This is a genomic window from Anaerolineales bacterium, from assembly GCA_022866145.1.
In the GTDB taxonomy this organism is placed as follows: domain Bacteria; phylum Chloroflexota; class Anaerolineae; order Anaerolineales; family E44-bin32; genus PFL42.
This window is the reverse complement of the sequence record JALHUE010000270.1, coordinates 1-1877: the sequence shown is the minus strand read 5'-3', so window position 1 is coordinate 1877 and position 1877 is coordinate 1. Positions and strand designations below refer to the sequence as shown.

1 protein-coding gene is annotated in these 1877 nt (G+C 64.3%); it reads left to right on the top strand.

Features of this window, described 5'->3' with window-relative positions:
- Positions 1 to 610: 610 nt before the first annotated feature.
- Positions 611 to 1249 (top strand): HAD hydrolase-like protein, encoded by a 639-nt coding sequence (locus MUO23_08350; GenBank protein ID MCJ7512966.1) that lies wholly within the window; start codon positions 611 to 613, stop codon positions 1247 to 1249.
- Positions 1250 to 1877: the final 628 nt, after the last annotated feature.

Here is a 1877-nt window from a genome sequence, read left to right as displayed (position 1 = left end):
TCGCGAGTGAGTGTAACCGATGGGCTGTTCAAACGCGCCCGGCTCAACTTGAGTAGCTGATGAGAGTTGGCCAGAGGCGATGCAGGAATCGGCGTCCTGGCCGCCCAACGGCCTCGAGCTCAGCTGCCCGGCGGCTCAGGCTTGGCCCCCCCATTCTAGGGCAACTCGGCAGGCAAGTGACGATTGAGTTCTCGCCCGCCAGCCGAGTCGGCTTGAGCGAGTTGTTGGGCGGCCGAGTGGGCCGGCGAGGGAAGGGGAAGAGACCACTTGCTCGCGCTTCGGGAGAAGAGGGGAGATCTTCTGGCTGTAAGAGGCGCTGTCTATCGGCAGGCGAACAACAACGCAAGTAGCAGGGAGACCGGCGCAGAGGAGCAATCGTCGGGAAAGAGCGCCAGACCACACCAAGGCGATCAGGGTGGCCGGGCAAGAGTGCCTAGGTGCTTGCGAATGAGCGCGTGTCCGCGGAAATGCTCCGGGACCTGACACCCGCGATGACAAGCGGCGGCCGCCTGCCCCGCCTGTTGGATCCGACCGGTGGCAATCGATCTGGAGTAGCCTATTGCGCATGGGAATGGGACAGGTAACAATGGCCCGTCGCCGAGATCCTGACATGACTTCCCTCCTGGCCACCCTGTTCGATTACGACGGCGTCCTGGCGGACACCCTGACAGACATGCTGCGCTTTGCCGGCGAGACGTGCGCCGAAATGGGCTACCCGCGGAAACCAACCGCGGCCGATCTCGACGCTCTGGAGACGATGTCCTTTGTGGACTACGGCCTACGCCTCGGGATCCCCGCCGATCGGGCCCAGGAATTCGCCCGCCGAACGATGGCCCGCTTCGAAGCCAGGGCCGAGCCGCCGCCGATGTTCTCCGGGATGGATGTGGTCGTCCGGAGTGCCGCGGCGCGCGGTCAGGTCGGCGTTGTCACTGGCAGCCCGGCCCGAGCCGTCCTGCAGTTCCTCGAGGAGCACCGAATGAATGCATACGTCAATGTTCTCATCGCGGTCGAGCACACGGGGACCCGGACTGAGAAGATATCGGCGGCGCTTGCACAGCTCGGGCGACAGCCGGATGAAGCCTGCCTGATCGGCGACGCCGTCAGCGACGTGCATGCCTGCCGCGAGGTCGGCGTCCGCTCGATTGCCGTCGCCTGGGGGCACCAGAGCGCCGCGCGGCTGGTGGCGGCCGGGGCTGATGCCGTGGTCAGCTCACCACAGGAATTGGCCGAGCTCCTCGAGCGGATCTGACGCCGCCCCGACTCCTTCCCTGGATTCCTGGGGGCCACGCAGGACGGACAAGACACTCCAAGATGAGATTGACTGCGACCCAAGTGGCGAGAACGCGGCATGAGAGAAACGGCCTGGCAGGGGAAGTACTGATGTTGCGTCGCCAGATCGCAACGGGATCCATTTGCAGAGGAGTGGGCTTGGGGTAGAGCGCCATTGGCGATGTGAGGATCTCGTCAATCGGCCGCCCAACGGCCTCGAGCTAAGCCGCTCGGCGGCTCGGGCTTGGCACCTTCATTGTAGGGCAACAACGCAGGCAAAGGACCATTGCATATTCGCCCGCCAGCCGAGTCGGCTTCAGCGAGTTGTTGGGCGGCCAACCGATAGATGCGGATGAACGCGCACGCGCTGACGCTAAGTGCCTGTCGGATAAGCGGTGCCACAATGCAGGCAGCGGGTCACCTCAACCGAGGAGTCCGGGACCGACTAGCCCGCGCCACTGGTTGCGGGCGGCACGACTCTGTACGTGGTGGTGTTCTCGTATGGGTCCCCGCTTTCGACACCCTGGTCGTGGATGGTGAATTGCCCGACCTTGTCGGCAACAACAACCACGTTCCATGCGCGCATTGTTCCAACCATAGGGTTGGGT

Coding starts and splice junctions, on each gene's coding strand:
- MUO23_08350 (MCJ7512966.1), top strand. CDS start 611: ATGACTTCCCTCCTGGCCACCCTGTTCGATTACGACGGCGTCCTGGCG.